The sequence below is a fragment of the Mesorhizobium sp. M1295 genome (assembly GCF_040318135.1).
GTDB lineage: Bacteria > Pseudomonadota > Alphaproteobacteria > Rhizobiales > Rhizobiaceae > Mesorhizobium.
Genome location: NZ_JAMYLU010000010.1, coordinates 70,896 through 90,069, shown reverse-complemented (window position 1 = coordinate 90,069; position 19,174 = coordinate 70,896). Strand labels below are relative to the sequence as shown.

Below are 19,174 nucleotides of genomic sequence, written 5' to 3'. Positions count from 1 at the left end.
TCGGCGAATGATGATCCGGTTTGTCTGGCGGAAATGTCGAAAGCAGTCTCACCATGAAGCTTGCAGCCCGTACCGCACTTGCCATGTTGCTCGCGTTTGCTCCGGCATCATCAGCCGGCGCGCAGACTCCTGGTCAAGGCGACGACAAGGTCGTCAGCGTAGCTGGCGACGATCCGGAGATGGCGGCCGCTATCGAGCAGGCGCGTGCCGGTCTCGACGACTTCCTGGCATTGGCCGACGCGCCGCCATCCGGAACGGCCGACTTCCAATTGAAAGTCATGGTCAGGGATGGGGACGCCACTGAACATTTCTGGGTCATTCCCTTCCACCGTACGGCGGCCGGATTTGCGGGAACCTTGGACAACGAGCCGCAGACCGTTCACAACGTCGTGGCAGGCCAGGAGATCGAATTCAGCCGGGACGATATTTCCGACTGGGGCTATATGAAGAACGGCCGCCGGGTGGGAAGTTTCACTGTCTGCGTTCTCTTCAAAAAGATGTCGAAGGATGACGCCGACTATTATCGCCAGAACTATGGCTTCGATTGTTGACGGCTGAATTCCAGTTCAACCGGCTTCTACATCCTTCACGCCGATCTTTCGTACCAGTGCCGCGGTCGCCAGGATCGCGCCCATGTCGGCGATCATCGGCGCGACGTGTTTGGTGTAGTCGAGACGCGTGGAGATATCCGGCAGCTCGAAGAAATTCCTTTCCTGCGGCAGCAGCAGGAAACCGTCACTGCCGCTGAGCGCAACGCGTGCCGGATCGTTCGGCCGGGTTTCGCCTAGCCATTGCAGCGCCTGCGCCAGCCGGCCGGTCACCAGCGGCCGCGCCGCCTCGATATTGTCGGTGCGGAACTCGTAGGCGGCATCGAGCTCCGGCACGCCGCTGGACAATTCCTGCATCTTGCTGCCGAAGATGCCGCGGAAGAAGCCGACGACCTTGTTGGTCCGGCGCGCGGCGACCAATGTGCCGGGGAACGGCACGATCGTCTCGAAGGCGACGATGACGCCCTTGAACACTGCCGTCGTGCTCTTGCCCGTCCCTTCCCGGAGATCTGCTTCGTAAAGCTCGAACGGAAACCCTTCATAGCGGCCGGAAAAAACATCGTCGAAAGACTGCCGGTTGAACGGGCCAACCGTCTCGCGCGGCAGCCGGTCGAACGAATTCGGCTTGATATTGTGCCGGTACCGCATGTCCTCGATGAAGCCGAAGACGATCGGCAGCAGCGTGCTGCGGAACGACTGCTGCAATTTGCCCGCCGGCTTGATCGCCTGGAAATAGAGCAGGATCGCCGCCAGGAAGCCGCCGATATAGAGGAACACATGCGGGGTCGAGAACCACTGCTCGTTCGGGTCGGCAACCCCGTTGAAAAGCCAGGCCACAAGCGCCACGAACACCAGCAGCAGTCCGATGAACATCGGCACCCGCCAGCGCGTCTGGCGATGGGCCGAAGCTCTTTCGGCCTCGTAGGCCTCGATGTTCTTCCTGATGCCGGCGATCACCGCTTCGCTCGGCATGAAATCCGCTGTTTCCATCGCCCACCCGCCGCCACAAGCCTGCCCGCGTAGCGCATGATAGCCGGTTTTGTGGACCGCGTCAGCGCAGCCGTCAGCGCGCGGCGAAGATCGCATCAAGGCGGGCCAGAACCCTTTGCCTCGATTTTCCCGCCAGCGCTTCAACCGGCACCAGCCGCTCATGATCGCCGGTGCGCAGCCGCATGAAGGCATGCAGCCGGTAGGCGGCGATGGCCCCGCACGTGCCGGGATCGGCGCTGATGTCGACGACGAGAATGGCGCCGATACGGCTCGGCCATGGCTGGCGCGCGAAGGCGGTGCCGAAGAAATCGCCGAGCCCATAGGCGACGAGCGTCTTGCCGAGCCGCTCGATCGGCTGCACGACATGGGCATGATGTCCGGCGACCAGGCCGACGCCATGTTCGGCCAGAAGCCGCGCCAGTGCCCGCGTCTTCGCACGTGGAAAATGCCGGAATTCCCAATCCCAATGCGGTACCGCGCAGAGGAGGTCGACACTCTCAACTGTATCGCGTGGCCATTGTCCCGGATCGCTTGCCATCGAGACACGGCCCGCGAACTGGACCGCGTCGGCATTGCGCCACAAGGTAAAGGCGGCAAGGCCGATGGTCAGTTCCCCGACTGCAAACCGCTCGACTGGAGCCCCAGCACCGATCGTGCGGATGCCGAGCCGCGCCAGCGCGGCAACGGTCTCGTCGAAGCCGGCAATGCCCTGGTCGAGCACATGGTTGTTGGCCAGCGACAGCACCAGTCTTTCCGGCGAAATGCCGGCGGCGGCCAGCGCCTCAGCAAGAAACCGCTCGCTCATCGCATGGTGCGTGCCAAGCCTTGTGCCCCAAACAGCGCTCGGCCGTTCCACCACCGGGCTTTCGCAATTGCCGACTACCAGATCGGCCGAGGCGAGCAGCGCCGCGATCGCCGGATCGCATTCCGGCGCGCTGCGATTGGCCACCGCCGAGATGTCGCCGACGAAAGCCAGCCGTACCGTCCGCACCGGCGCCGGTTCGAGCAGGGTTGCCGCCATCGGAGCGAAGCCGCGAGCCGCGCCGCCGAGCGAAGGCCGGAGGAAACGGGGAAGCCAGGACAGTTTGTAGGAAAGCGGATAATTCGACACGCGACGCCCAATCGTTTGCTCTGTGTAGACCGTCCGCCGGATTGATTGAAGCTTCGACTGTTATCGGTGAACCACAGGGCTACAGGCGCGCGAACCAAATGCGTGTATGATCCACTGCGGAGCGACGAAGGGGCGATCACGATGACGCGTTTTTCCAGGCTGGTGGCATGCGCCATCGTTCTTCTCCTGCCGCTGTCCGCGGCCAGCACCGCAGCTCCCGAACCGGCGGCCCTGTTCGAGGCAAAAACCGTGGCCGAGCGCGACAGCGCGCTAGCCGCGCTGGAAGCCGCCGCGCCCGGCGATCCTGCATCGGCCTACGCCACCGGCGCCGGTGAATTCTTCACCGCGCTGGAGATCCTGGCCGGCGGTCTGTACCGCCACGGTTTCGAAAGCCCGCAATCGTTCATGCTGCCGCTGATGCGGCTGCCGGTGCCGGACAATGCCGATCCCGAGCCGCTGACCTACGAACAATTCCGCGCCATTCTCGTCGCCTTCCGCGACCGGTTGGAGAAATCCGCAGCCACGCTGGGCTCGGTACCCGCCGACGCCGACATCGGCATGGTCATCGACCTGACCTGTCTCGGCATCGACCTCAACGAGGACGGCCAGATCGCGCCGGACGAAAGTGCCGCCGCGGTCATGGCGTCTCTGTCACGCGGCGGCGGTGCGCCAGACGCGGCCGCACCCGCCCTCACCTTCCGCTTCGACCGCGCCGACGGCTACTGGCTACAGGGCTATTCCGAATTCCTGATGGCGCAGGCCGATTTCTGGCTGGCGCATGACTTCAGCAACACCTTCGACGGTTCGTTCCATGTGCTGTTCCCGCGCGCCAACCTGCCGCTGCAGGACACGCTCGTTCCGCCGGACGGCGGCATGAGCGGCGGCATGTTGTCGTCCGAATGGCGCATCGCCGATTTCATCTCGCTGGTCCATCTCGTCAACTGGCAAGTGGTCGAGCCGGAGCGCCGGCAATCGGCGCGCCGCCATCTCATGGAAATGATCCGGCTGTCGCGCGAGGACTGGAAAGCCATCCGCGCCGAAACCGACAATGACCGTGAATGGCTGCCCGGGCCGCAGCAAAAAGGCGCCAGCCCGCTCACCGGCCTCGACGTCGGCGAGCAGCAGGTGCAGGCCTGGCTCGCCGCCTTGGCCATGGCCGAGGATCTTCTGGAAGGCCGCACCTTGCTGCCGCATTTCCGCATCGCCGACAAGGGCATCAACATGAAGCGCTTCTTCGACGAGCCGAAGCCCTTCGACCTGGTGCTGTCGATCACCGGCCCGGCCATCGCGCCCTATCTCGAGCGCGGGAAGATTCTCACCAGCGAGGAGTTCGACCAGATCCAGCGCCAATTCGGCGGCGCCGGGTTTCTGACGTTCGCGTTGTGGTTTAATTGAGCGGGAAGCTTGGAGGATGCTCCTGACACCCTGCTGTCAGCAGCCAAATTGCGCGCAGCACCCCTCACCACTCCGCTCTTTCCATTTTGGCCGATACCTCCCATATTCGGGCCATGGCCAGACTCTCTGACAAGAAAACGCCGCCGCCGGCGAATGACGATCGCGCTTCGCCGCCCAAGCGGCGCAGCCCGCTGACCGATTTCCTCGATGCCTCGGAGCCACTGCACGGCTTTGCCGAAGCGCCGCAGGCCGAGTTCACCGGCGCGCCGCTAACCGGCTCGATCGCCGACTGGGCCGAGCAGATCGAGCAGGAAGCCGAGAAGGAAGGGCGCGTTTCCGGCAAAGTCGGCGGCAAATTAGCGAAGCCGGCGAAAAAGATCCCCGAGCGCTCGTCTTCCCCCGGCCGTACGGCACGCGGCACGTCGATGGGCGGCGCGGCTTCGGCGCGGGAGCGCACCGCGGCCGGTCTCAATCCTGTCGCCGGCCTCGATGTCTCACTGGAAGAGGCCGAGACCATGGCTTCGGGCGGCGTCACCGCCACCGTCGCGGCGCTGTCGGCGCTGATCGAATCCGGCAATCCGCTGCACAAGGACGGCGTGCTGTGGACGCCGCACCGCCCTGCCCGACCGGAGAAATCCGAAGGCGGCATCGCCATCAAGATGGTCTCGGATTTCGAGCCGGCCGGCGACCAGCCGACGGCGATCAAGGATCTGGTCGAGGGCGTCAACAGCAACGACCGCACCCAGGTTTTGCTCGGCGTCACCGGCTCCGGCAAGACTTTCACCATGGCCAAGGTGATCGAGGAGACGCAGCGCCCTGCTCTGATCCTGGCCCCCAACAAGACGCTTGCCGCGCAGCTCTATTCCGAGTTCAAGAAATTCTTCCCGGAAAACGCCGTCGAGTATTTTGTCAGCTACTACGACTATTACCAGCCTGAGGCCTATGTGCCCCGGACCGACACCTACATCGAGAAGGAATCCTCGATCAACGAGCAGATCGATCGCATGCGCCACTCGGCGACGCGCTCGCTGCTCGAGCGTGACGACGTCATCATCGTCGCCTCGGTCTCCTGCATCTACGGTATCGGCTCGGTCGAGACCTATACGGCGATGACCTTCCAGATGCAGATCGGCGACCGCCTAGACCAGCGCGCGTTGCTCGCCGACCTCGTCGCCCAGCAATACAAGCGCCAGGACATAAACTTCGTCCGCGGCTCGTTCCGGGTGCGCGGCGACACGATCGAGATCTTCCCGGCCCACTTGGAAGACCGCGCCTGGCGCATCTCGCTGTTCGGCGACGAGATCGAAGCGATCACCGAATTCGATCCGCTGACCGGCCAGAAAACCGGCGAGCTGAAGAGCGTCAAGATCTACGCCAATTCGCACTATGTGACGCCGCGCCCGACCTTGAACCAGGCCATCAAGTCGATCAAGGAAGAACTCAAGCATAGGCTGGTCGAACTCGAACGGGCCGGTCGGTTGCTGGAGGCGCAGCGGCTGGAGCAGCGCACCCGCTTCGACCTGGAGATGCTTGAGGCGACCGGCTCCTGCGCCGGCATCGAGAATTACTCGCGCTATCTGACCGGCCGCCAGCCGGGCGATCCGCCGCCGACCTTGTTCGAATACATCCCCGACAATGCGTTGGTCTTTGTCGACGAAAGCCACGTCACCGTACCGCAGATCGGCGGCATGTATCGCGGCGACTTTCGCCGCAAGGCGACGCTGGCCGAGTACGGGTTCCGCCTGCCGTCCTGCATGGACAACCGGCCGCTGCGCTTCGAGGAGTGGGACGCCATGCGCCCGCTGTCCGTCGCGGTTTCGGCAACGCCCGGCGGCTGGGAGATGGAGCAGTCCGGCGGCGTCTTCGCCGAACAGGTCATCCGCCCGACCGGCCTGATCGACCCGCCGGTCGAAGTGCGCCCGGCCAAGAGCCAGGTCGACGACGTTGTCGGCGAAATCCGCGAGACCACCAAGGCCGGCTACCGCACGCTGGTCACCGTGCTGACCAAACGCATGGCCGAGGATTTGACCGAATATCTGCATGAGCAAGGCATTCGCGTGCGCTACATGCACTCCGACATCGACACGCTGGAGCGTATCGAGATCCTGCGCGACCTGCGCCTCGGCGCCTTCGACGTGCTGGTCGGTATCAACCTGTTGCGCGAAGGCCTCGACATTCCCGAATGCGGCTTCGTCGCCATTCTCGATGCCGACAAGGAAGGTTTTCTGCGCTCCGAGACATCGCTGATCCAGACCATCGGCCGCGCCGCCAGAAACGTCGACGGCAAGGTCATCCTCTATGCCGACCAGATCACCGGCTCAATGGAGCGGGCGATGGCCGAGACCAACCGCCGTCGCGAAAAGCAGATGGAGTGGAACGCGGCCAACGGCATCACCCCGGAATCGGTCAAGTCGCGCATTTCGGACATCCTGGACTCGGTTTACGAGAAGGACCATGTCCGCGCCGACATCTCGCAGTTCACCGACAGCGCCGGCGCGATGATGGGCAACAATCTGAAAGCCCATCTCGACGCGATGGACAAGCAGATGCGCGACGCCGCCGCCAACCTCGATTTCGAGAAGGCGGCCCGCATCCGCGACGAGATCAAGCGGCTGCGCGAGATGGAGCTGTCCATCTCCGACGACCCGCTGGCCAAATATGCCGACATGGAAAGCCCGGTTTCGGGCCGCGAAAAGGGCAAGCACAACAAGGGCGTGGCCAAACATCGTACATCAGAGGAGCGGGAGCGTTTCCGCAGGCTCGACGAAGCACATGCCGCTGAAGAAGCGGCCAAGGCTGCCCGGCCCAACCTCTTCCGCAAGCCGGCGCTGGACGAGATGGGCGCCGACGGTGCCGTGCCGGTGAAGAAGCCGCTATTCGCCAAACCCTCGCTCGACGCCATGGGACCGGGCACCGACATGCCGACGCTGGCCGGCGCGGTGTCGCGCTCGCTGTTCAAGAAGCAGTCGGCATCGGAAGCACACGGCTCCGACTTCGGCATCCCGGGCGAGCCAAACAAGCCGCTGTTCAAGAAGAATTCGCTGGACGAAATGACGGTGCGGCGGACGGAAAAACCGGTCGAAGGAAAAGTGCCGGCCAAGCCACAGCCGATCTCCCCCCTTGTGGGGGAGATGCCCGGCAGGGCAGAGGGGGGCGCGAAGGATCGCGACGATTCCGTCAAGCCAGTCGTTCGTCAGCGCGCCGGCATCGGCTCCTACGAAGATCCAGGCGACGCCCACCGCGAAAAGCGTCGTCCTGGCAAGACTGGCAGACCAGGGAAATAGCAGCGGTTCTACCCATGGCGCTCCTCAAGCGACACATGTAACTTCACGCCACCGCTTGGGCGGCTACAGATGATGACGCGTCGTTTCTTTGGACTTCTCGCCGCCGTTGCCGCAGCCTTCCTGCCGTCACGCGCGACGTCTCAAACAACGAGCGCGCCGCGGCGCTTGCAGGACGACATTCCGGTCGCCGCGCAATGGATATCCAGCGCATTGCAAAGTTCGGGCTATCGCGTCGATTTCACGCCACGGAGCATATCGGAGGTAGAACGGTTCTTTCGCGAGCAGACGAAGGATGGAGAACCCATCTCTGGCGGGTTGATTTCACAAGATGTCGGGCCACGCCTGTTTGCGTTGGGATGTTACTGCGGTGAGGTGCTCCGCAAGGAACTCGGTGGGCATTGGCTGACGGATGACAACGATCCCGAAGGGGAAATCAACGCGGCCCTCGAAGTTGCAAGTGGAGTGACCTGCTGGCCCATGCAACGGGTCATGAAGCGGCTGCGCAGCAGCGAGGAGGACTTGGTGGCCTGGGCCGAAGGGATCAGGCGAGGCTGACACCCCGCATTCCACCCCTCCCTTGCCATCCGCCCTGCCTTTGGTGTAATCGCTTCCCCTCACTCAAACTTCTTGAAAGGAGGGCTGCGTGTCTTTCGACCACCATCGTCAGCGTGGCCCGATTTCTGCCCTGCGAGCTTGCTTGCAGGGCTGACCAGGGACGGTCCGGGTTTTCCCGCTTCGATTTTTTGGTCTGCCCTTCGTGGTGCCGCAACGCCGAGCCTGATGGCCAGCACGCGCACCGTCAAAGTGCATTGAGCCGGACTCCGGCAAGACCAGAGAAATCAAAATGGCCCTGATCAGCCTCAAGTCCCTCGGCGTCACCATGAGTGCGCCGCTCTTCTCCAACCTTGATCTCACCATCGGCGCCGGCGACCGGCTCGGCATCGTCGCCGCCAACGGCCGCGGCAAATCTACCTTGCTGAAGTGCGTGGCCGGCGAGATGGAGCCGACATCAGGCGACATCACCCGCACGCGCGGCCTGCGCGTCGGTTATGTCGAGCAGGTCATTCCCGCAGCGCTGGCCGGGCGCAGCTTTCATGAGGTGGTGGCCGACGCCTTGCCAGCCGAGCACGCCGAAAGCGAGCTGTGGCGCGTCGATGTGGTCCTCGATTCGCTCGACGTACCCGAGCCGATGCGCGAGCGGCCGATGCGGGCATTGAGCGGCGGCTGGCAAAGGCTGGCGCTGATCGCCCGCGTCTGGGTCACCGATCCCGACGTCCTGCTTCTCGACGAGCCGACCAACCATCTCGACCTCGGCAAGATCAGCCAGCTCGAGACCTGGCTGAACGCGCTGCCGCGTGAGGTGCCCGTGGTGATCGCCAGCCACGACAGGGCGTTCCTCGACGCGACGACCAACCGCACGCTGTTCCTGCGCCCCGAACAGTCGCCGGTGTTTTCGCTGCCCTATTCGCGGGCGAGGCTTGCGCTGGACGAGGTCGACGCTTCGACCGAGCGCAAATTCCAGCGCGACATGAAAGTGGCGCAGCAGCTGCGCCGGCAGGCGGCCAAACTCAACAATATCGGCATCAATTCCGGCAGCGACCTTTTGACGGTCAAGACCAAGCAGCTCAACCAGCGGGCAGAGCGCCTGGAAGAAGCGGCGGCGCCGGCACACCGCGAAAGATTGGCGGGCACGATCAAGCTCACCAATCGCGGCAGCCATGCCAAGGTGCTGATCACGCTGGATGATCTGGTGGTCGGAACGCCTGACGGCACGGTTCTGTTCAGCACCGGCAAGCGCCACATCTGCCAAGGCGACCGCATCGTCCTGCTCGGCCGTAACGGCGTCGGCAAATCACGGCTGATCGGCCTGATCCGGAACGCCATCGTCGAGCCGGAAATGGCGGCGCAAAGCCTGAAGGTGACGCCGTCGACGGTGCTCGGCTATAGCGACCAGGCATTGTCGGGCATCAGCGGCGACGACACGCCGCTGGCGATGCTCTCGCACAGATTCGACGTTGGCGAGCAGCGCGCCCGCTCGCTGCTCGCGGGCGCCGGCGTCAGCATCGACATGCAGGAGCGCAGGATTGGCGTGCTGTCGGGCGGACAGAAGGCGCGGCTGATGATGCTGGCGCTCAGGCTCGCCAATCCCAATTTCTATTTACTCGACGAGCCGACTAACCACCTCGACATCGACGGCCAGGAGGCACTGGACGCGGAATTGCTGGAACATCAAGCAAGCTGCCTGCTTGCCTCGCACGACCGCTCCTTCATCCGCGCGGTTGGCAACCGCTTCTGGCTGATCGAGAAACGGCGGCTGACCGAGGTCGACGACCCGGAAGCTTTCTTCCGGGAGGTTGCCGAGGCCGACGGTTGAAAAATTGTGGAAAAAAATTCCGGCGCTCTGTCGGATGATGATCGCATGCCACGTCCTTGGGTTGCCGACACGGTGATGCCGGCGCCAATCGAGGAGAAAGCATCATGTCTATTCTGTCATCCATAGGTCACGCCGTGACGCGTTACTCGGCGGCTCGCGCCCGTTATCGCAGCGAACGCGCCATCCTTTCATTGCCGATCGAGTTGCGCAAAGATATCGGCTGGCCGGAAATCGTCGTCGACGCGCAAAACAGCCCGCGGATTCGCATCGAAGGTTGAAAGGTGGCAGTTGGCCGTTGCGGCAGGCGCCATTTCGAATCCAAAAAACCATCGGCCGTGTAGGATCGTCGCCGTTCCGTTCGTCCTGTGGTTCGCAAAGGCAAATCAGACGCAAAGAGGAGCATGACATGAATGACCAGGCGCAGACCCAGCCCGCCGCCAAGGTGCTTGGCGGATTGACGCCCTACCTTCAGCTGGACGGCGCTTTCAAAGCCTCCGAATTTTACCAAAAAGCCTTCGGTGCCGAGCAGGTCTTTGCCTATCCGCCGGACGAACAGGGCCGTACCATGCATATCCATCTCCACATCAACGGTTCGACGCTGATGCTTTCCGACTTCTATCCCGAGCATGGAATGCCCGCTGTGAAGCCGCAGGGCTACACCATGCAGCTCCATCTCGGCAGCGACGACATCGACGCCTGGTGGAAGCGGGCCATCGAGGCTGGCTGCGAGGAAGTCGTGCCGTTGCAGGTGATGTTCTGGGGCGACCGCTGGGGCAATATGCGTGATCCGTTCGGCGTCGAATGGGCAATGAACGCGCCGGTGAAAGCGGCTTAGGATCCCCACACAGGTATGTACCGGAAATCACCGCTCAAGAGGGCGGAAAACAATCGCATGGAGGAAATCAGATGTCTTATGTCGATGGTTTCGTACTTGCCGTGCCGAAGGCAAAGCTCGATGCCTACAAGAAGCTGGCGGAAACCGCCGGCGCCGTCTGGAAGGAGCACGGTGCACTTGCCTATGTCGAATGCGTCGGCGACGACGTCCCTTATGGCGAGCTCACCTCGTTCCCGCGCGCCGTACAGGCCAAGGACGACGAGGTCGTCATCTTCTCATGGGTGGTCTATGAATCGCGGCAGAGCCGCGACGCGGTGATGGCCAAGGTGATGGCCGACCCACGCCTCAAGTCGGACTGGTCGACGATGCCGTTCGACGGCAAGCGCATGATCTTCGGCGGCTTTCAGCCGTTTATGGAGCTTTGATGCATGTCGCGCAAAAGGGCGCAGCGGTTTTACGATAACGACATGCATAAAAACAAGGATCTAAAGCGCGTCGCATGAGGCCGATCGAGCGCGACGCGCTTTTAAGGCCCAGCGGCGCTCTAAGCCAGCCTGTCGAGCAGCGGCTTCAGCCGGTCGCCATAGCGCTTCCACAGATCGACCGAGCCCTGATACATCGGCTGCCGCACTTGCGCGGCGGACGCCGTGCGCACCGGCCGGTCGGTCCGGTGAAACGACAGCACGGCGTCATCCCATGGCAGGCCGAGATGGGCGATCAGTGCTCGCGACTGGCCTTCCTGGTCGGCGACGAAATCCTCGTAGCGAACGTCGTGCACGACATCAGGCAGCACGGCGTGCCAGTGCGCCATGATGTCGGTGTAGAGATTGTGGAAATCGGCGAGTTCGCCGAGATCGTAGCCGTAGCGGTGGCTGTCGCCGCGGAAGTGCACCTTGTAGATCGACAGGCAGGTCGCTGCCGCATCGCGCGCGCAATGGATGATCTTGGCCTGCGGCAGCATCATGTGGATGAAACCGACCAACAGGAAATTGCCGGGCATCTTATCGGTGACGTGCCGGAACCCGGGATAGCGGGCGTGCAGCATATCGAGATAGGCCTGGCCGGCCTCGGCATAGGCCTTATCGGACATGTCGGCGATGCCCCAGGGAAAGCCGCCCTTCATGCTGAGCGGAAACTGCTTGCCGACCGCCGTCTTCAATATGCTGAGCTCGCCAGCGCCATAGACTTGCGGGTGGCTGGCGATGATCTGCTCGACCAGCGTGGTACCGGAACGAGGCATGCCGACAATGAAGATCGGCGTGTCGTCGGTAATCCCGCTCGGCCTGTGCTTTTCAAAAAAGGCCTTGTCGAACACCGCCTTCATCGCCTCGAACTCGCCGCGCGTCTTGTCGGCGTCGTAGTCGATGCCCTGGCGGCGGATCGCGTTGCCTTCGGCGAAATAGTCGAAGGCGCGACCATAATCCCTGAGGTCGTCATTGGCCTTGCCGAGGCCGAAGGAAAGCTGCATGCGCGGCAGGCTGCCTTGCGGCGCCCTGGCGTGCTCCGCCTCCATCCGGGCAAGCTCGGCGTCGCGCTCCTTCTGGCGCTTGACCTGGGTGAGCATTAGCCAGGCCCTTGCCATGCCGGGATCCACCGCCAGCGCCTGCCTGAAAAGATCCGCAGCCTCGTCGAGACTGCCCTTTTCCATCAGCCCGACACCCAGGCCATGCAAAAGATCGGCATCCTTCGGCCGGATCGTCAGCGCCTCGCGAAAAACAGCTAATGCCTCATCCAGCCGGCCCGCTTCCTGCAGCGTCTCGGCAAGCCCGACACGGGCGCGGACATGGAACGGGTTGCGGCCGATCGTACCGCGATAAATATCCTCGGCGCCTTCGAATTGGCCGAGCTGCTTCAGCGACGAGCCGAGATTGTCGCGCGCCGCCAGTTGGTCCGGCCTGGTTGCCACCACTTTGCGGAAGAGATCGGCTGCGGCCGCGACCCGGCCGAGGTCGCGCAGCACGGTGCCGAGATTGTTGAGGAAATCCGGATTGTTCGGCTGCAGCCGAACCGATTGTTCGATCAGCGCCAGCCCCTCGGCGCTGCGCCCGGTCTGGTGCAGCAGAAGCCCGAGGAAATGCGCGGCGGCCGAGTGGTTAGCCTTTTGCGCCAGCACCTGACGGTAAAGCGCCTCGGCCTCCTGCCGGCGCCCCGCCTGGTGCAGCTGCAGCGCCTGCTGCACGTACTGGTCAAGCCCCAGCGGCGGCTGCCCGCCTGAGCCGTAACGTGCGCCTGCCGGTTGTCTCGGATTTCTGTTGATGGGAAACCTGCCGTGTTGTCCGCCTGCCGCGATCTAGGCCATCGCTGCGGCGCGTGCAAGAGCAGACGACGGGCACTATGGAGCAAACCCCAAACTAGCGGAAGTCGGCCGGCGTCAGCACATACATGTTCCTGCGGCCATGCGAGTAGGCTTCGCGCGCAATATCGTGGATCGACGAACGCTTGGCGTCGAAGGCGCTGAGAAATTCGGCTTCGGCTCCGCTTGCGGCCGGGTTTGCCGCCGAAAGTGCCGCAACCTCGACGAAGAACGGGACTTCGAACATGCCGTCATGGCCGACGAAACGAATGCGCTTGGCCGCCGCGTCGTAGGAACGGCTGGGATTGGGAAAATTGAGTGTCATGGCTGCGCGTCAAATCAGGCGGTTGCTTTCGGCAAGCTGGCGCGCCCGCCGCACCGTGCCATCGGTGTCGGCAAGCCTTCGCCTTGCCGCCTCGTCGCTTCTTATCGTGAGGCGCGGCGACATAACCTTTATCGGCTTTGCGACGGGATTGACTGCAACTGTCGGGACATCCGGTGTTCTTGCGGAATTCATGACTCTCTTCCTTTCATACCTAAATAAATACAAATGCCGGAGGAATTTTTCCGGAAGTTCTTCAAACAATTTTTGAGGTGCACCGGGATCGTATCATCGTTCTGCAAATAACTATAGAAAAGTAATTTTGCGTTGGTAGGGGTAAGAGGCCGGAATCTTCTTGAATAAGCCGCATTTTCGGACTAATGGTATGAAACCGTTTTTGGGTCATGCTTGGGCCCTCGCGGCGTCAGGGTTCTCGGCCCGCCAAACTGATCCAAATCGCCGACACCTGGTACCGCAATGCAGGCTCCGCTTTCGGAGCCAGGCCGGAAAGAAACTTCAAGGCACGAGAATGTCTGCCCGCACCACTCATTCCATCGCGCATTTCGCGGCACCTTTCGTGCTTGGCGGCCTGGATGGCATGCAGCCGGCCGGCGACTATGACATCGACCACGACGAGGAACTGATCGACGGCATGTCGTGGCTTGCCTGGCGCCGCGTCGCCACCTTCATCCATCTGCCGGCAAGGACGGTGAAAAGCCCAACCGGCCGGCTTGTCGCCGTCGACCACGCCGAACTCGAAGCAGCGCTTCGGCACGACCAGGAGAATGCCACATGATCCGCTTCCAGCAGAGTGCGCGGCGCACGGACACGCCCTCGCATATCTTCACCGTCGGCCAGACTGTTCGCATGAAGAGCCGCACCGGCCTTGCCCAAAAGACCGCGGAGCTGTTCCAGATAAAGAGCCGGCTGCCGGTCAAGGACGGCTCGCCGCAATATCGCATTCGCAGCGATCAGGAGACCTATGAGCGGGTCACCACGGAAGACAATCTCGAACCGGTCGACAACCCGGCCAACTGAGCCGAAAGCAATCCGCAACACGTATAAGGGATCAGAAAATGGCCAAGGGTCAACAGCGCAGCAATCGCGAGACACGCAAGCCCAAGAAGGACAAGGTGGCGGCAAAACCGGCCTCGCCCTTCGGCTCGGCGGTCAAGCAGGCGGAGACCGCTGTGAAACCCAAGTCCAAAGGCTAGGGTTCGATCGCACGACAATCTGCCTGGAGGCGTGCTTGAACTTCGTCATCGAGTTCTACCGCTCGCGCGATGCCGACGAAGCGACACTCGATCGAGTGTCGCTGGAGGCACCGAACCTGCGCGCCGCCCTGCAAGGCGCCGCCACGCTGCTTCACACGCTGATGATGCCGCAGATCCCCGATCGCCTGCGCATCTCCAACGAGGACGGCGCCGAGCTCTACGTCGGCCCCGCCGATGGTGCCTATCCGGACGAACAGTGAGGCCGGTGCGCTAGCACGGCCCATCATCGACGACCCGATAATCCGCCGCGCGGGCCTCGCATTCATTGGGGAACGTGCGCAGTTCGCCATGGCGACGGGCACAGACCGGGCGGTATTCGCGGGTACAGAATGTCTGCTCCCCGCCGCCGCCACCGCCACGGCACTCGCCTTCACGGATGATGCGGTATCCGGCCCGTTCGGCAAGGCAGGCATTGGCGAAGGTCTGGCGGTCGCCGCCGCGCCTGGCGCAGACCGGGTCATATTGCCTGGTGCAGAATTGCGGCCCCGGCCGTGGCGGGCGCGGCCCTGGCCCCTCATCGACCACGACGGTGCAGGCCGCAAGAATTGCCGACAGGAACAAGATGGAAAAACCCTGCCGCGAGAAGATTGCCGCAAGAAGCCGCATAAATATTCCCTCCCTCGAAACTCCCGCCCCCGCGTAATCGCGCCTGCATCGGGCCGATCTTCGTCAATCTCGCCATTCTGCTGCGAAATGCAACCCCGTTTGCAGCCTGGCGCATGCAAACCAAGGCGGTATGCCGGCGCAAGTCCAAAACAGCACCGGCCCAGCTTGCTGGACCATGCCTGGGTTGCGTCTGGCCGATGACCGCGCGGAGAACCAGTTCTATCGGTGCGATGCGTCGGGATGCGCCTGTTGGGCCGCCCGCGGCTCTATCTTGCAAGCATCACGTTTCCGTGCGATAAATTTTGTGTTCGGGCATTTGCGACCCGGAGAGCGGAACGTTTTGGACGACCTTTCCCCGATACTGTGAATCTCTGACAGCCCCGTTTTCGGCGGGGGGTTTTACCATGCGCCAATGCATGACTGCCGAAGCAACCACCGGGACTTGCCCACGGCGCCAGGCGGCGGGCGGAACCACCAAGACTGACACGGGTGAAGGAGTTTCCCCAATGGCCCAGACCGGCACCGTTAAATTCTTCAACGCTACCAAAGGCTTCGGCTTCATTACGCCCGATGGCGGCGCCAAGGATGTATTCGTCCACATCTCGGCGATAGAGGCTTCCGGGCTGCGCACGCTCGTCGACGGTCAGAAGGTCACCTTCGATGTCGAGCCCGACCGTATGGGTAAGGGTCCGAAAGCGGTCAATCTCCGCGCCGCCTGAACGGCGGCGTGCCGCGCGTCCTTTCGGGTGTGTGAGGATGCTGCAAGGCTTTTGGTGTGAACTCGAATTTTATAAAGGCGCGGCGGTTTTCGTCGGGCCTTTTGTGTTCCGGGATGCTTGCCGGCACCCGCAAAACTTTCTCTTGCCGATGGCACTAAAATAAAGGACAAATTTCCGTCCGGGCATTTGCCGGCCCGAGACTGGACTTGTGGGATCAAAGGAGCTTCCCATGCCGCAGACCGGCACCGTCAAATTCTTCAATCACGCCAAGGGCTTCGGCTTCATCACGCCGGACGACGGGGCAAAGGATGTCTTCGTCCATATTTCGGCCGTGCAGGCGTCGGGTCTTCCCGGTCTTGAGGATGGGCAGAAAGTGACATTCGACACCGAGCCGGACAAGCGCGGCAAGGGTCCGAAAGCCGTCAACCTGTCGATCGGCTGAACCAGCCCCGGACAGAATGGACGTGGGCCGGTCTGGCCTGCGGTGTTTGCCGCATGTTTGAACCCCAGTTAAATGAACCGCTTGGTCAAATTTCGTTCAGCCCCCGTTCAGCCACGGTCGCATATTAATCTTCGTTAAAGCCGGACCGCATCCCCCCGAAAACGACCCGGGCCGGCACGAAGGAGACCGACATGAACGGAATTTTCAAGACTGCCATCCTGTCCGCCGCGGTCGTTGCGACCACGCTTGCGACCTTGCCTGCGGCCAGTGCCGATGAATGGCGCCATCACCGCCGCCACCACGGCCACGGCGACGCCGTTGCGGCCGGCGTCCTTGGTCTTGCGGCCGGTGCCTTGATCGGCGGTGCCCTCGCCAGCCCGCAGCCCCGCTATTACGACCCGGCCTATGATGATGAATACTACCGGCCTGCCCCGGTGCGCCGTTATTACGTGCAGCCGCGAGTAGCCTATGCCGAAAGCTATGCGGAGCCGTGGACCCGCGGCTGGTACGAATACTGCTCGGACCGCTACCAGAGCTTCAACGCGCGTACCGGCACGTTCACTGGCTATGACGGCGAACAGCATTTTTGCACCGCCAATTAAGACAGTTTTCCTGTCCTGAACAAAAGCGCTGCCCGGTGGGTGGCGCTTTTTGTTTTTCGCGGTTTCAGACCAGGCCGGCTTTAGACCAAATAAGGATTGCTCCGCCGCTCCTCACCAAAACGGCCGCCGGGACCATGGCCACAGATGAAGCCGATGTCGTCGCCCAACGGCAACAGCTTCTCCTTGATCGAGGCGATCAGCGCGGCGTGGTCGCCGCCCGGCAGGTCGGTGCGGCCGACCGAACCGCGGAACAGCACGTCGCCGACATGGGCGAACTTCGCCGCCCGGTTATAGTAGACGATGTGGCCGGGTGCGTGGCCCGGACAATGGAATACCTCAAACACCTGTGAGCCAAACGAAACGGTCTCGCCCTCGGCGAGGAACCGGTCGGGGACACAGTTGCGCACGGGATCGGTGATGCCGTAGCGCTTTGCCTGGTTCTGGAGATTGGCGAGCAGCGGACGGTCGGCGGCATGCGGGCCGATGATCTCGATATCGAGCGCCTCCTTCAGTTCCATGGCCCCGCCGGCATGGTCGATATGGCCATGCGTGATCCAGATCGCGCCGGCAGTGATCGCATTGTCCTTGAGCGCCGCCAGCACCTTGTCGATGTCGCCGCCCGGATCGACGACGACGCCCTGTCTGTCGTCCATGTCGAAGAGGATGGTGCAGTTCTGTTGGAACGGCGTGACCGGCACGATGCCGGCGTTGAGCTGACCCATATTTGTCCTTTCACACTGTCGGAGCTCCGCGCGTCCCCTCGAACGCGTCAGGAAAGCTCTAACCTTGTTGAATCAGGCCCTGATGTAGAGACACACGCGGACGGCGTCCACCGCTCCCGCAAACGGCAAACGAAATGGGCGGCCGAAGCCGCCCATTTGAAAAGCCTGAAACGTCGAAAGCTTATTTCTTCATCGCGTTCATGACCGCACCGATGATGCCGGTCAGGATGGCGCCGCCGCCGGCACCGCCAACGATGTTGGGAATGTTCAACGCGCTGCCGGCCCCTGCCGCCGTGGCGGCTGTTGCCGGATCGACCGCCCCACCGCCCAGCAGGCTGCTGAGGATGGCCGCCCCGCCGACGCCGCCAACAGCGCCGCCCAGGATTTTGGGAAGCTGACCCATCGCCGCCGTCTTGATAGCCGCGCCCACCGCCTGACCACCGATGATACCCGTAATCACCTGAATAATGATCGGAAGAAGCGTGTTCATATCCATATTTCCAATCCCTCCATAGCTGCCAGCCTCCCGGGCCGACGCCATCATGAGACGCCGAATTGGACGAAAGTCAAATGCGCAAACGCTTAAATAAAAGGGGCGGCCCGAAAACCGCCCCTACTTGATAAAAAAGCTGTGACTTTCGTTATTCTGCAGCAATCGCGTGGTTGGGTTGAACGGCTGCAGAATAGTCATTCATCAGCGTCTTGGCGATCTCACCGACCTCGAATCGGTACGGGCCGATCTCCGAAACCGGCGTCACCTCGGCCGCTGTCCCGGTGAGGAAGCACTGCTGGAAGCCTTCAAGCTCTTCCGGCATGATGGCGCGCTCGATCACCTCCAAACCGCGGTCCTTGGCAAGGCCGATGACCGTGCGGCGGGTGATGCCGTCGAGGAAGCAATCGGGCTTGGGCGTATGGATCTTGCCGTCCTTGACGAAGAAGATGTTGGCGCCTGTCGCTTCCGCCACCTGGCCACGCCAGTCGAGCATCATGGCGTCGGCATAGCCCTTGGCCTCGGCGGCATGCTTGGACATGGTGCAGATCATGTAGAGGCCGGCCGCCTTCGATTTCGACGGTGCGGTGCGCGGGTCGGGGCGGCGCCATTCGGCCATGTCGAGGCGGATGCCCTTCAGCTTCTGCGCCGGGTCGAAATAACTCGGCCACTGCCAGATGGCGATGGCGCAGTTGATCCGGCTGTTCTGCGCCGAAACGCCCATTTGTTCGCTGCCGCGCCACGCGATCGGCCGGACATAGGCGTCCTGGAAACCTTGCTTCTTCAACAGCGTGCGGCAGGCGTCGTCGATCATGGCGACCGAGTAGGGTATCTTGAAGCCAAGCAGGCGCGCCGACTCATGCAGGCGTTCGGTGTGGTCGGTCAGCTTGAAAATTTCGCCGCCATAGGCGCGCTCGCCCTCGAATACCGCGCTGGCGTAGTGCAGCCCGTGGGTCAAGACGTGGATCTTGGCGGCGGCCCATTTGACGAATTCGCCGTTCATCCAGATAAAGCCGTCCAGTTGGTCGAAGGGAACGGATGCCATGGTAACCTCCCGCGGGCGGCAGCCCGCACATCATTGTGTCGTTGCGTGTTTCGCCTCGGCCGCCGCGGGCGGCCATTGTCTCAAAGCGTAGGCGGATATTTAAGGTCTGGCAAACTCAGGAA

General features: G+C 62.7%; 24 protein-coding genes. 15 read left to right on the top strand and 9 right to left on the bottom strand.

The genetic code is table 11. The features are described 5' to 3' along the window. Window positions 1-53 precede the first annotated feature (53 nt). Window positions 54-551 carry a YegJ family protein gene (locus tag NKH29_RS16035; RefSeq protein ID WP_023719161.1) on the top strand — a complete coding sequence of 166 codons (498 nt, stop codon included), beginning with the start codon at window positions 54-56 and terminating at the stop codon, window positions 549-551. Between the two features lie 15 nt (window positions 552-566). Here NKH29_RS16035 and NKH29_RS16030 read toward each other — a convergent pair whose 3' ends face one another. After that, window positions 567-1,538, bottom strand: a complete 972-nt coding sequence (locus tag NKH29_RS16030) for a hypothetical protein (protein WP_352640800.1) — start codon at window positions 1,536-1,538, stop codon at window positions 567-569. A 73-nt stretch (window positions 1,539-1,611) separates the two neighbouring features. After that, window positions 1,612-2,649, bottom strand: coding sequence for a CapA family protein (locus NKH29_RS16025; protein ID WP_352963764.1), 1,038 nt, complete (start codon window positions 2,647-2,649; stop codon window positions 1,612-1,614). Between the two features lie 141 nt (window positions 2,650-2,790). Between NKH29_RS16025 and NKH29_RS16020 the strand changes: the two genes are divergently transcribed. The 7 genes from NKH29_RS16020 (at window position 2,791) to NKH29_RS15990 (ending at window position 10,962) form a co-directional block, all read left to right on the top strand. Beyond that, the gene (locus NKH29_RS16020) at window positions 2,791-4,044 is read left to right on the top strand and encodes a hypothetical protein (RefSeq protein ID WP_353000096.1); all 1,254 of its coding nucleotides are present in this window, start codon (window positions 2,791-2,793) and stop codon (window positions 4,042-4,044) included. A gap of 113 nt (window positions 4,045-4,157) precedes the next feature. Next, window positions 4,158-7,328, top strand: coding sequence for an excinuclease ABC subunit UvrB (uvrB, locus tag NKH29_RS16015; protein WP_352483097.1), 3,171 nt, complete (start codon window positions 4,158-4,160; stop codon window positions 7,326-7,328). Between the two features lie 69 nt (window positions 7,329-7,397). Continuing rightward, entirely contained in the window at window positions 7,398-7,883 is a 486-nt protein-coding gene (locus NKH29_RS16010; protein WP_023719166.1) for a hypothetical protein, read from the top strand. Window positions 7,884-8,172: 289 nt separating this feature from the next. Continuing rightward, entirely contained in the window at window positions 8,173-9,702 is a 1,530-nt protein-coding gene (locus NKH29_RS16005; protein WP_352963759.1) for an ABC-F family ATP-binding cassette domain-containing protein, read from the top strand. A 104-nt stretch (window positions 9,703-9,806) separates the two neighbouring features. After that, a complete protein-coding gene (locus NKH29_RS16000; protein WP_023719167.1) occupies window positions 9,807-9,980 on the top strand; it encodes a hypothetical protein in 174 nt (57 codons plus the stop codon). A 128-nt stretch (window positions 9,981-10,108) separates the two neighbouring features. Continuing rightward, a complete protein-coding gene (locus NKH29_RS15995; RefSeq protein WP_352591766.1) occupies window positions 10,109-10,537 on the top strand; it encodes a VOC family protein in 429 nt (142 codons plus the stop codon). A gap of 71 nt (window positions 10,538-10,608) precedes the next feature. Then, complete coding sequence (locus tag NKH29_RS15990) at window positions 10,609-10,962, top strand: DUF1428 domain-containing protein (RefSeq protein ID WP_352591762.1); 354 nt, start codon at window positions 10,609-10,611, stop codon at window positions 10,960-10,962. Between the two features lie 119 nt (window positions 10,963-11,081). On the opposite strand, the gene NKH29_RS15985 is transcribed toward NKH29_RS15990, so the two are convergent. The 3 genes from NKH29_RS15985 to NKH29_RS15975 all read right to left on the bottom strand — a co-directional run bounded on the left by NKH29_RS15985 (window position 11,082) and on the right by NKH29_RS15975 (window position 13,347). Next, window positions 11,082-12,716: a tetratricopeptide repeat-containing sulfotransferase family protein gene (locus tag NKH29_RS15985; protein WP_352483092.1), complete on the bottom strand. Its 1,635-nt coding sequence runs from the start codon at window positions 12,714-12,716 to the stop codon at window positions 11,082-11,084. Between the two features lie 172 nt (window positions 12,717-12,888). Then, window positions 12,889-13,155, bottom strand: a complete 267-nt coding sequence (locus NKH29_RS15980) for a DUF1488 family protein (RefSeq protein WP_023719171.1) — start codon at window positions 13,153-13,155, stop codon at window positions 12,889-12,891. A 9-nt stretch (window positions 13,156-13,164) separates the two neighbouring features. Further along, window positions 13,165-13,347, bottom strand: a complete 183-nt coding sequence (locus NKH29_RS15975) for a hypothetical protein (RefSeq protein ID WP_023719172.1) — start codon at window positions 13,345-13,347, stop codon at window positions 13,165-13,167. 334 nt (window positions 13,348-13,681) lie between these two features. On the opposite strand from NKH29_RS15975, the gene NKH29_RS15970 reads away from it, so the two are divergent. From NKH29_RS15970 to NKH29_RS15955, 4 genes are read left to right on the top strand one after another with little or no spacing between them, the layout of a single operon-like run. Then, window positions 13,682-13,948, top strand: a complete 267-nt coding sequence (locus NKH29_RS15970) for a hypothetical protein (RefSeq protein ID WP_023719173.1) — start codon at window positions 13,682-13,684, stop codon at window positions 13,946-13,948. Then, window positions 13,945-14,190 (top strand): hypothetical protein, encoded by a 246-nt coding sequence (locus tag NKH29_RS15965; protein WP_023719174.1) that lies wholly within the window; start codon window positions 13,945-13,947, stop codon window positions 14,188-14,190. The genes NKH29_RS15970 and NKH29_RS15965 overlap by 4 nt, the downstream gene beginning before the upstream one ends. A gap of 38 nt (window positions 14,191-14,228) precedes the next feature. Next, window positions 14,229-14,366 carry a hypothetical protein gene (locus NKH29_RS15960; protein WP_023719175.1) on the top strand — a complete coding sequence of 46 codons (138 nt, stop codon included), beginning with the start codon at window positions 14,229-14,231 and terminating at the stop codon, window positions 14,364-14,366. A 35-nt stretch (window positions 14,367-14,401) separates the two neighbouring features. Beyond that, window positions 14,402-14,626: a hypothetical protein gene (locus NKH29_RS15955; protein WP_254819206.1), complete on the top strand. Its 225-nt coding sequence runs from the start codon at window positions 14,402-14,404 to the stop codon at window positions 14,624-14,626. 10 nt (window positions 14,627-14,636) lie between these two features. Here NKH29_RS15955 and NKH29_RS15950 read toward each other — a convergent pair whose 3' ends face one another. Continuing rightward, window positions 14,637-15,032 (bottom strand): Kazal-type serine protease inhibitor family protein, encoded by a 396-nt coding sequence (locus NKH29_RS15950; RefSeq protein WP_352483091.1) that lies wholly within the window; start codon window positions 15,030-15,032, stop codon window positions 14,637-14,639. A 506-nt stretch (window positions 15,033-15,538) separates the two neighbouring features. On the opposite strand from NKH29_RS15950, the gene NKH29_RS15945 reads away from it, so the two are divergent. The 3 genes from NKH29_RS15945 to NKH29_RS15935 all read left to right on the top strand — a co-directional run bounded on the left by NKH29_RS15945 (window position 15,539) and on the right by NKH29_RS15935 (window position 16,795). Beyond that, window positions 15,539-15,751, top strand: coding sequence for a cold-shock protein (locus NKH29_RS15945; RefSeq protein ID WP_006202520.1), 213 nt, complete (start codon window positions 15,539-15,541; stop codon window positions 15,749-15,751). Between the two features lie 229 nt (window positions 15,752-15,980). After that, window positions 15,981-16,193: a cold-shock protein gene (locus tag NKH29_RS15940; protein WP_006202521.1), complete on the top strand. Its 213-nt coding sequence runs from the start codon at window positions 15,981-15,983 to the stop codon at window positions 16,191-16,193. Window positions 16,194-16,384: 191 nt separating this feature from the next. Beyond that, window positions 16,385-16,795 (top strand): BA14K family protein, encoded by a 411-nt coding sequence (locus NKH29_RS15935; RefSeq protein ID WP_023719178.1) that lies wholly within the window; start codon window positions 16,385-16,387, stop codon window positions 16,793-16,795. Between the two features lie 80 nt (window positions 16,796-16,875). Here the strand turns inward: NKH29_RS15935 and NKH29_RS15930 are convergent, their stop codons facing one another. The 3 genes from NKH29_RS15930 to NKH29_RS15920 form a co-directional block, all read right to left on the bottom strand. After that, window positions 16,876-17,517 (bottom strand): MBL fold metallo-hydrolase, encoded by a 642-nt coding sequence (locus NKH29_RS15930; RefSeq protein ID WP_023719179.1) that lies wholly within the window; start codon window positions 17,515-17,517, stop codon window positions 16,876-16,878. A 181-nt stretch (window positions 17,518-17,698) separates the two neighbouring features. Further along, complete coding sequence (locus NKH29_RS15925) at window positions 17,699-18,013, bottom strand: hypothetical protein (RefSeq protein WP_353000093.1); 315 nt, start codon at window positions 18,011-18,013, stop codon at window positions 17,699-17,701. Between the two features lie 145 nt (window positions 18,014-18,158). Next, window positions 18,159-19,052: a branched-chain amino acid aminotransferase gene (locus tag NKH29_RS15920; protein ID WP_352483089.1), complete on the bottom strand. Its 894-nt coding sequence runs from the start codon at window positions 19,050-19,052 to the stop codon at window positions 18,159-18,161. Window positions 19,053-19,174 lie beyond the last annotated feature (122 nt).

Excerpts from the sequence above, each read along its gene's own strand:
- uvrB (WP_352483097.1), top strand. The coding sequence starts at position 4,158 with ATGGCCAGACTCTCTGACAAGAAAACGCCGCCGCCGGCGAATGACGAT.
- NKH29_RS16000 (WP_023719167.1), top strand. The coding sequence starts at position 9,807 with ATGTCTATTCTGTCATCCATAGGTCACGCCGTGACGCGTTACTCGGCG.
- NKH29_RS15950 (WP_352483091.1), bottom strand. The coding sequence starts at position 15,032 with ATGCGGCTTCTTGCGGCAATCTTCTCGCGGCAGGGTTTTTCCATCTTG.
- NKH29_RS16020 (WP_353000096.1), top strand. The coding sequence starts at position 2,791 with ATGACGCGTTTTTCCAGGCTGGTGGCATGCGCCATCGTTCTTCTCCTG.
- NKH29_RS15975 (WP_023719172.1), bottom strand. The coding sequence starts at position 13,347 with ATGAATTCCGCAAGAACACCGGATGTCCCGACAGTTGCAGTCAATCCC.
- NKH29_RS15925 (WP_353000093.1), bottom strand. The coding sequence starts at position 18,013 with ATGGATATGAACACGCTTCTTCCGATCATTATTCAGGTGATTACGGGT.
- NKH29_RS15945 (WP_006202520.1), top strand. The coding sequence starts at position 15,539 with ATGGCCCAGACCGGCACCGTTAAATTCTTCAACGCTACCAAAGGCTTC.
- NKH29_RS16030 (WP_352640800.1), bottom strand. The coding sequence starts at position 1,538 with ATGGAAACAGCGGATTTCATGCCGAGCGAAGCGGTGATCGCCGGCATC.
- NKH29_RS15930 (WP_023719179.1), bottom strand. The coding sequence starts at position 17,517 with ATGGGTCAGCTCAACGCCGGCATCGTGCCGGTCACGCCGTTCCAACAG.
- NKH29_RS15990 (WP_352591762.1), top strand. The coding sequence starts at position 10,609 with ATGTCTTATGTCGATGGTTTCGTACTTGCCGTGCCGAAGGCAAAGCTC.
- NKH29_RS15940 (WP_006202521.1), top strand. The coding sequence starts at position 15,981 with ATGCCGCAGACCGGCACCGTCAAATTCTTCAATCACGCCAAGGGCTTC.
- NKH29_RS16010 (WP_023719166.1), top strand. The coding sequence starts at position 7,398 with ATGATGACGCGTCGTTTCTTTGGACTTCTCGCCGCCGTTGCCGCAGCC.
- NKH29_RS15960 (WP_023719175.1), top strand. The coding sequence starts at position 14,229 with ATGGCCAAGGGTCAACAGCGCAGCAATCGCGAGACACGCAAGCCCAAG.
- NKH29_RS15970 (WP_023719173.1), top strand. The coding sequence starts at position 13,682 with ATGTCTGCCCGCACCACTCATTCCATCGCGCATTTCGCGGCACCTTTC.
- NKH29_RS15935 (WP_023719178.1), top strand. The coding sequence starts at position 16,385 with ATGAACGGAATTTTCAAGACTGCCATCCTGTCCGCCGCGGTCGTTGCG.
- NKH29_RS15965 (WP_023719174.1), top strand. The coding sequence starts at position 13,945 with ATGATCCGCTTCCAGCAGAGTGCGCGGCGCACGGACACGCCCTCGCAT.
- NKH29_RS15980 (WP_023719171.1), bottom strand. The coding sequence starts at position 13,155 with ATGACACTCAATTTTCCCAATCCCAGCCGTTCCTACGACGCGGCGGCC.
- NKH29_RS16005 (WP_352963759.1), top strand. The coding sequence starts at position 8,173 with ATGGCCCTGATCAGCCTCAAGTCCCTCGGCGTCACCATGAGTGCGCCG.
- NKH29_RS15920 (WP_352483089.1), bottom strand. The coding sequence starts at position 19,052 with ATGGCATCCGTTCCCTTCGACCAACTGGACGGCTTTATCTGGATGAAC.
- NKH29_RS16035 (WP_023719161.1), top strand. The coding sequence starts at position 54 with ATGAAGCTTGCAGCCCGTACCGCACTTGCCATGTTGCTCGCGTTTGCT.
- NKH29_RS15995 (WP_352591766.1), top strand. The coding sequence starts at position 10,109 with ATGAATGACCAGGCGCAGACCCAGCCCGCCGCCAAGGTGCTTGGCGGA.